Source organism: Cytobacillus massiliigabonensis (genome assembly GCF_900199725.1).
Classification (GTDB): domain Bacteria; phylum Bacillota; class Bacilli; order Bacillales; family Cytobacillaceae; genus Cytobacillus; species Cytobacillus massiliigabonensis.
In genome coordinates, this window is sequence record NZ_LT904904.1 from 2,974,363 (window position 1) to 2,981,597 (window position 7,235).

At 38.5% G+C, this 7,235-nt stretch carries 8 protein-coding genes; all 8 read right to left on the reverse strand.

The window, feature by feature from the left end:
• Positions 1 to 135: 135 nt before the first annotated feature.
• Positions 136 to 870, reverse strand: a complete 735-nt coding sequence (locus tag C1726_RS25815; protein WP_102275773.1) for a DeoR/GlpR family DNA-binding transcription regulator — start codon at positions 868 to 870, stop codon at positions 136 to 138.
• Between the two features lie 43 nt (positions 871 to 913).
• On the reverse strand, positions 914 to 1,345 hold the full coding sequence (locus C1726_RS25820; RefSeq protein ID WP_102275774.1) for an RbsD/FucU family protein: 432 nt from the start codon (positions 1,343 to 1,345) through the stop codon (positions 914 to 916).
• Positions 1,346 to 1,520: 175 nt separating this feature from the next.
• Complete coding sequence (locus C1726_RS25825) at positions 1,521 to 3,026, reverse strand: xylulokinase (RefSeq protein ID WP_180968305.1); 1,506 nt, start codon at positions 3,024 to 3,026, stop codon at positions 1,521 to 1,523.
• 13 nt (positions 3,027 to 3,039) lie between these two features.
• A complete protein-coding gene (locus tag C1726_RS25830) occupies positions 3,040 to 3,705 on the reverse strand; it encodes a transaldolase family protein (RefSeq protein WP_102275776.1) in 666 nt (221 codons plus the stop codon).
• A 28-nt stretch (positions 3,706 to 3,733) separates the two neighbouring features.
• Positions 3,734 to 4,438, reverse strand: coding sequence for a LutC/YkgG family protein (locus C1726_RS25835; protein WP_102275777.1), 705 nt, complete (start codon positions 4,436 to 4,438; stop codon positions 3,734 to 3,736).
• The gene (locus tag C1726_RS25840; RefSeq protein WP_102275778.1) at positions 4,438 to 5,865 is read right to left on the reverse strand and encodes a LutB/LldF family L-lactate oxidation iron-sulfur protein; all 1,428 of its coding nucleotides are present in this window, start codon (positions 5,863 to 5,865) and stop codon (positions 4,438 to 4,440) included. The genes C1726_RS25835 and C1726_RS25840 overlap by 1 nt, the downstream gene beginning before the upstream one ends.
• A 32-nt stretch (positions 5,866 to 5,897) precedes the next feature.
• Positions 5,898 to 6,614 (reverse strand): (Fe-S)-binding protein, encoded by a 717-nt coding sequence (locus C1726_RS25845; RefSeq protein ID WP_102275779.1) that lies wholly within the window; start codon positions 6,612 to 6,614, stop codon positions 5,898 to 5,900.
• Between the two features lie 425 nt (positions 6,615 to 7,039).
• On the reverse strand, positions 7,040 to 7,235 hold a 196-nt coding region (locus tag C1726_RS25850; RefSeq protein ID WP_142385115.1), incomplete at its 5' end, for a YolD-like family protein.

Below are 7,235 nucleotides of genomic sequence, written 5' to 3' on the forward strand. Positions count from 1 at the left end.
TAAACCAAAACATTTAAGTTTTATATTTGTGAATTATCTTTTATTTATGTTGATTGTAATAAATATTCAAAACAAAATCAATATATATTTGAAAATTCTAACTCTTGTAAATATACTCGTCCGATCAAATAATTCTTATGCATTTATCCTTTTCAGCTCTTTGTTCGGCGTCTTACAATCTGTTATAATCCTATCTATTTGATTTAAATGGCAAATATGAGAAAAAGCTTTCGTCCCAAATTTACTGTAATCTGCCAGTAAATAAACAGTGTCAGAAATTTCTATGATTTTTTTCTTAACTAGTGCTTGAAATTCATTGGAGTCACTAATTCCCCATTCAGGATCAATTCCCTTGCAAGAAATAAACGCTTTATCCACATAGTAATTACCTAATGATTTTTCTGCTAAAGGACCTACTAATGCTAATGAATCAGCCCATAGCATCCCACCAGTAATGTGGACTGTTATCTTTTCTTTATTTGACAGTTCCGCAGCAACCTTTAATGAATTAGTGAGAACTGTCAAAGGGAAATCAGACAAAGCCTTGGCAATATACCAAGCAGTAGAACTAGCATCTAATATAATTCGGTCATAAGGTTGAATATATTTCAGTGCTTGCTCTGCTACTTCCTTCTTTTCTGCTACATTCATCACTTCTCTTTCCAAATAAGATAGTTCATAGGGCGGTTCCTTTGGACTAACAGCACCGCCATGTGTTCTGCGCAAATATCCTTCCTTTTCCAGCTTTTCTAAATCTCTCCGTATCGTTTCCTCAGTAACCCCAAACAAGCCACTAAGTTCTGAAACCCGAATACTCCCGCGTTCATTTACAATATCGCTGATCTTTTCCTGTCTCTCTGCTACCAGCATCACTTCACCTCTAATTTCCTTCCCATATTTTCTAACTATAAAGTTATTCAGCCACTACCCCTTTTTTTAGAATGATATTGCCATATAATGCGCTTTCACTAGTTGCAACAATAGCATAAGCTTTTTTTGACCGTTCATAAAAATCAAAACGATCAATCATTTCAAAGGACTTAAAATCAGTGTCAGCTGTTCTTATAACTTCCTCAAAAGCATTCCATATAGTTGGAACTGCTGCATCCCCTTCAACAACCTTCATAAGTGAGGCTGAAAACTCACTATAATGATCTAAAGGGAAAAATTTCAATATTGCCTCTAACAGTTTAATAACACCATGACCATCACTGCGAATGATCCTTTTCGCGCAAGCCGCAGCAGGGAAATTTCCATCTGCTAGAACAATTTCATCCCCATGCCCCATTTCCAAAAGAATTTTCATAAGTTCTGGACTTATAATTTTGGGTATTCCTTTTAACATCCATCTTATCTCCTTCTGTTTTATTTGTATTATTACCGTTTATTTATTTTTATCTTTATTTAAGTGAAAAATCAACTATTTTTTATAATTTTCTAAAAATAAATTATTAGTTCTCAATCAAAAAATAGACCTACTAACCCACAATTGCGAGATAAATAGATCTACTTTAAATGATTTAGTTATTAAATTGAATGTCTTTTATTCGTTCGTAAAGAATCTTGAAATGATTCATTTGATGATTATAAATTGTACTGTTCTCATCGTTTGGGTGATATTGCTTAACTTTTGAAATCATATGGGAAGCATCCTCAAAGCTTGGAAACATTTGAATTCCTACCCCTAAAGCGATTGCAGCCCCTAATGAAGTTGCTTCAGACGGGTTTGCCGTTAACTGAATCGGACGTTCTAAAACGTCGCAAATCGTTTGAATTAGACTCTCACTTTGAACTAACCCGCCAATCATTCGGATTTCTTTTCTAGCTTGAGGATTAATTATTTCTGAAATACCGCAAAGAGAATAGGCGATCCCTTCTAAAACTGCTTTCGCCATATCAAACCGATTATGTTCAAGATGCATCCCCAAAAAGCTGCCTCTTGCTTTTTCGTTCCAAATAGGTGAACGCTCACCTAATAAGTATGGATGAAAAATCAATCCGCGGGCACCAGCAGGAACTTTTTTTATTTGTTTATCAAATTGTTGATACTCTGGTTTAACTTCCAAACTTCCCCATTCTACAACAGGAGAGAATAGTTTGATCGCCCATTCATATGCGGCTCCAGCCGTCTGCATAGTCCCTAGCACATTATAATATTTCGGATTTAAATCACAAATTGAGAAAACCCGCTTTTCAATGTCTATAAAAGGTTCCTCCACAACTTTTGAAACCCATGCAGTTGTACCTAAGCTAATGTATGTTTCACCTTGTCTTAAGGAACCAGCACCTGCCGTGGCACAGGCACCGTCCCCCCCTCCAATAATGACTGGCGTGCCTGCTAATAATCCTGTTTCTTTAGCAATCTCTTTTTGTACATAACCGACTATTTCTGTAGAAGGTACAGGGATTGGCATTTTAGATAGATCAAGCCCTAATTCTTTAAATAGAGAATCTTCCCATTGTCTATTCTTTAGATGAAAAGCACCTGTTAATGAAGCATCAGAATAATCAGTTACACCTAAATTGCCTGTAAGCTTGTAAACGAGATAATCTTTTGCTTGAAGGAAAAAGCGAGTATACTGATAGATTTCTGGCTTTTTTTCCTTCAGCCAGTACATCTTTAATAAAGTATATCTGGAATCAATCCGATTTCCTGTTATATTATACAGCTGATTTTCACATACCTTTTGATAGACTTCAGTTTCAATTTCCATGCTTCTTGTATCAGCATGGATGATGGACCGCATTAAAGGGACGCCATTTTGGTCTACAGGCAAACATCCATTCATATGCGCACTAAAGCTAATACCGGCGATTTTTCCAGGACTTATTATGGTAAGTACTTCTTTCGTTGTTTCAAGAAAATTGCTCCACCAGTCATTAGGGTCTTGTTCTGCCATTCCACCGTTTGAATAATAGGTTGGATACGCTCTTTGAGCGGAAGCAATTATATCCCCTTTTTCATTAAAGACCACACATTTATGGTTTGTTGTCCCAAGATCATGAGCAAGCAGGAAAGCAGACATCATCAACCACCCTTTATTCCGTTTTTAGCCGATCTTGAAAATCCTTCCAGTCATTATTAAATTGATATCTCCCGATTTCTGTCATTGGATGCTGCATCAGGCTAAAGAACACCTTATATGGCATCGTAACCGCCTTTGCACCTAGCATGGCCATTTCAACAATGTCATGACTCCCTCTTAAACTAGCACCTATCACTTTTGTTTGATAGTTTTGTATTTCAAATACACTTACAATCTCTTTGATTAGCTGATATCCAGACCACCCCGTATCATTTACCCTCCCTACATATGGACTAATATATGCAGCACCCGCTTTTGCCGCTAGCAGCGCTTGTGATACGGAAAAAATAAGGGTCATATTTGTCTCAATTCCTTGTTTTGAAAGAGAATGACATGCATTCAATGCTTCTATTCCCATTGGCAGCTTAATAACCGGATGTGTAATGACCGAACAAATATCCAGTGCCTCCCGTACCATGTCCTTCTCAGTCTCTCCAGTCACCTGGTACCATACCTTCCCTCTGACAATTTCATTAATTTCCGCAAGAATTTTCTTTGGAGGCAGCTTTTGCTTCGATAGAATCGTTGGATTGGTTGTTACTCCATCTAATATGGATAAAGCTTGTGCAGATTTAATTTCTTTTAATTCTGCAGTATCTATAAACAGTTCCAATATCATTCATTCCCTTCAAACAATTTTTCTGCAATTAGAGATCATTAATAACAATATAGTACGCCTTAATAGGTCCATGAACGCCAACAACTAATTTCAGTTCAATATCCGCAGAGTTGCTTGGTCCAGTAATAAAATTCATACATGATGGAACACGACCTGTATTTTGAAAGATTTCTCTCATTTTTACTGCCGCTTGAGTGATCCGGGGAACGATCGAGCTTTTGGGGATGAGAGCAATAAATGCTGAAGGTAAAAAGCTCACCGTTCTGCCTTTGTTTTTATCCGTAAATAAAACGACTGTTCCCGATTCTGCAAGAGTGATCTCACTAATAGTAATCCCAATGTTCGCTTCTTCCGCTTTTTTTATGTTTTCCTCTTTTTTTGCAGGATCCCATTCATAACATTCCCACTTCTCTTTTAGAAGCGTGCCTAGCCCCCATTTGGAAAAACGTTCATCCTTCCAAGTAACAATGGGGCCGCCGCCAAATGCAGATACAACATCTTTTAAGGCAGCAGGTAAATTCTTTAGTTCTGTAATGCAAATACTTGTATGGATTTTCTTACATTGTTCCTTTAACACATCCAATAATTCATCCTGTGTTTTATTTTTTAATACTCCTTCTTGAGGGCGATATTTCCATTTTGGTCTCTCTATAGGAGCAATGAGTCTCTCGCGCCCAAGCCGAAAGGCAATTTGATTCAAAAATTCATCTCGATTTTGTATCGTACTCTCCATTATTCACGATCCTCCTTTGCACGATTTTTAAACCAGTCTCTAAATCTTTCTTTATTTGGAGCAGGGAATTCACGAATTTCTGTCCATGCTTTTAACGGTCCGGGACCGCTTGAGATCTTGTCTCCTACTGTAAAAGGATTCATAGCCGTCGGTGCTATTTTGGAACCAATTTTATATAAAGCTGGTGATGCAGCGCCTAAGCCAAATGCCTTCATTGCCAGTTTTTCAGATATTGGTGCTTTTCCTTCTCTTTCTACAATGACTTCACGATGTTTATGTAAGAGCTGATGCAAAGGGATTTTCACTGGACAGACCTCGGTACAGGCTCCGCAAAGTGTTGATGCGTAAGGAAGTTCTTTGTAATCGTCATAGCCGCCTAATAACGGAGAAAGGACAGCACCAATTGGACCAGAGTAAATCGAACCATAAGAATGGCCGCCTACATGGCGATAGACTGGACATGCATTTACACAAGCTGCACAGCGAATACACTGTAAAATGGATTGAAATTCCCCGCCAATAATATGGGATCTTCCATTATCTAGAACTACCAGGTGAAAATCTTCAGGTCCATCTACTTCCAATTCAGCTTTTGGTCCTGTAAACAAGGTAATATAGCTTGTTAGCTTTTGACCGACAGCACTCCTAGTTAAAAGAGAAACAAGAACTTCCATTTCTTCAAAGGTTGGAACAATCCGCTCCATCCCCATAACTGTAATTAGCGTCTTGGGCAATGATGTAACTAAATCTGCATTGCCCTCATTTGTTACTAAACAAATGGAACCTGTTTCAGCCACAGCAAAATTACAGCCTGTAATGCCTATATCTGCAGTTAAATAATCCTTTCTCAGCATTTCACGTGCATGCCATGCAAGTTCCTCTGGCTTGGACGACTTTTTATACCCTAGTTTTTTTGTAAATACCTCTCGAACTTGTTCTTTATTTTTATGTAAGGCCGGTGCAACGATATGAGAAGGCGGATCATGATCATCTATTTGGAGGATGTATTCTCCAAGATCCGTTTCGACTACTTCACATCCGGCATTTTCCAAAACTGAATTTAAATTTATCTCCTCCGTCACCATCGATTTTGATTTGACAATTTTCTTCGCTTTTTTCCTTTTGGCCACTTCTTGTATATAGTCATTTGCTTCTTCCTTCGTTCGAGCAAAAAAGACGTGCCCGCCACGTCTTGCCACATTCTCGCTTAATTGCTCTAAGTAATAATCCAAGTGTGCTAACACATGCTGCCTTATTTCCTCCCCATGAGAACGCCATTCCTCCCAGTTGCCAAGTTCATCAGCCGCTTCTTGCCTTCTCTGCCCAATTCCATCCTGTGCACTAGCAACAGCTCCACGCATAAATGAATCATGAATTCCTTTATCTACACGGTTCTTAAATTCTTCTGAACCTATTTTCATCGGCATACACGATTCCCCCAATCTATATTAATTGTGCATTAACGGCTATTTAATACTTCAGCAATATGGAGAACCTTTATCCCCTTACCTTTTCTATCAATTCTCCCTCCAATATTCATTAAGCATCCTGCATCTGCTCCTATTAAATAATCCGCTTCTGTTTCTTCTATATGTGTGATTTTTTCATCTACCATTTGTTCAGATATTTGAGCCATTTTTACCGAGAATGTCCCCCCAAAGCCGCAGCACTTTTCCTTTCCAGGCAATTCAGTCATTCTCAGACCCTCTACATTGTTTAATAGAATCATCGGTGCTTTTTTTACACCTAGTAATCTCGTCATATGGCATGATGTATGGTAGGTTGCATTCCCATCAAATCTAGCACCAACATCCTCAATCTTTAAAACTTCCACTATAAATTGGGTCAGTTCAAATGTCTTTTCAGCTAATTCCCTTGCTCTATGTTCCCAAATCGGATCATCTTTAAATATATGCGGATATTCATGAAACATATAAGCACAAGACCCAGATGGCGAAACGACATATTCTGCATCTGCAAAGGCTTCAATCATTCGTTTCATTGCTTCTTTCGATTCTTTCACATAGCCGCTATTATAAGATGGCTGACCGCAGCAGACTTGAGACTCCGGAAAATCAATCTCACAGCCTAACTTTTCTAGTAGCTCAACCGTAGCCTTCCCCACATTGCTCTGAAACAAATCAACAAGGCAGGTTGCGAATAAACTTACCTTCATTTTTCATCCATCCCTTTTGTAAAGTCACGTTTATTTATTTTTGTTTATTATATAGTATGTTTGTTTATTTTTGAATAATATTTACTGAATAATTATAAAATTCCCAATACATTAAATCCCCTATTGTTCAAGTTTTTTAGCTCTTACTCTATAAACAACAAAAAACACGCCTTTAAAAAAGACGTGTTAGGTTTCTACATTTAATTAGTTTTATTGGCGGGACCGCCTGGGAATCGAACCCAGCTGACCAGGCACGCTGGTCACAGATAGTTTTGAAGACTACGGAGGACTTTCACGTTCAATCAAAACGGTCAATCTACGTAGTATCAACGTTCAATCAGTCGGTCAATCGGTTTTCGGTCAATCTTGCGTATGGTTTCCGTTCGACTCTTACGGTCTAATAATATGCGAAAGTGGGCACGTTGTCAATCTTCGACAACCCGCACGTCAACCACGTCCGCCATGCTCACACGCTCTATCATTCCGTTTGCTAATTTTACGCGAAACTGTTGCGCAATCATATCAACGTACTTCACCCACCCGTTTACTTTCGAAAATCTTCCCGCAGTCCACACCGTAAATTCCACCGGCAAGTTGAACTCCATGGCGAAATCGACGCGC

Excerpts from the sequence above, each read along its gene's own strand:
- C1726_RS25815 (WP_102275773.1), bottom strand. The coding sequence starts at position 870 with ATGCTGGTAGCAGAGAGACAGGAAAAGATCAGCGATATTGTAAATGAA.
- C1726_RS25820 (WP_102275774.1), bottom strand. The coding sequence starts at position 1,345 with ATGTTAAAAGGAATACCCAAAATTATAAGTCCAGAACTTATGAAAATT.
- C1726_RS25825 (WP_180968305.1), bottom strand. The coding sequence starts at position 3,026 with ATGTCTGCTTTCCTGCTTGCTCATGATCTTGGGACAACAAACCATAAA.
- C1726_RS25830 (WP_102275776.1), bottom strand. The coding sequence starts at position 3,705 with ATGATATTGGAACTGTTTATAGATACTGCAGAATTAAAAGAAATTAAA.
- C1726_RS25835 (WP_102275777.1), bottom strand. The coding sequence starts at position 4,438 with ATGGAGAGTACGATACAAAATCGAGATGAATTTTTGAATCAAATTGCC.
- C1726_RS25840 (WP_102275778.1), bottom strand. The coding sequence starts at position 5,865 with ATGCCGATGAAAATAGGTTCAGAAGAATTTAAGAACCGTGTAGATAAA.
- C1726_RS25845 (WP_102275779.1), bottom strand. The coding sequence starts at position 6,614 with ATGAAGGTAAGTTTATTCGCAACCTGCCTTGTTGATTTGTTTCAGAGC.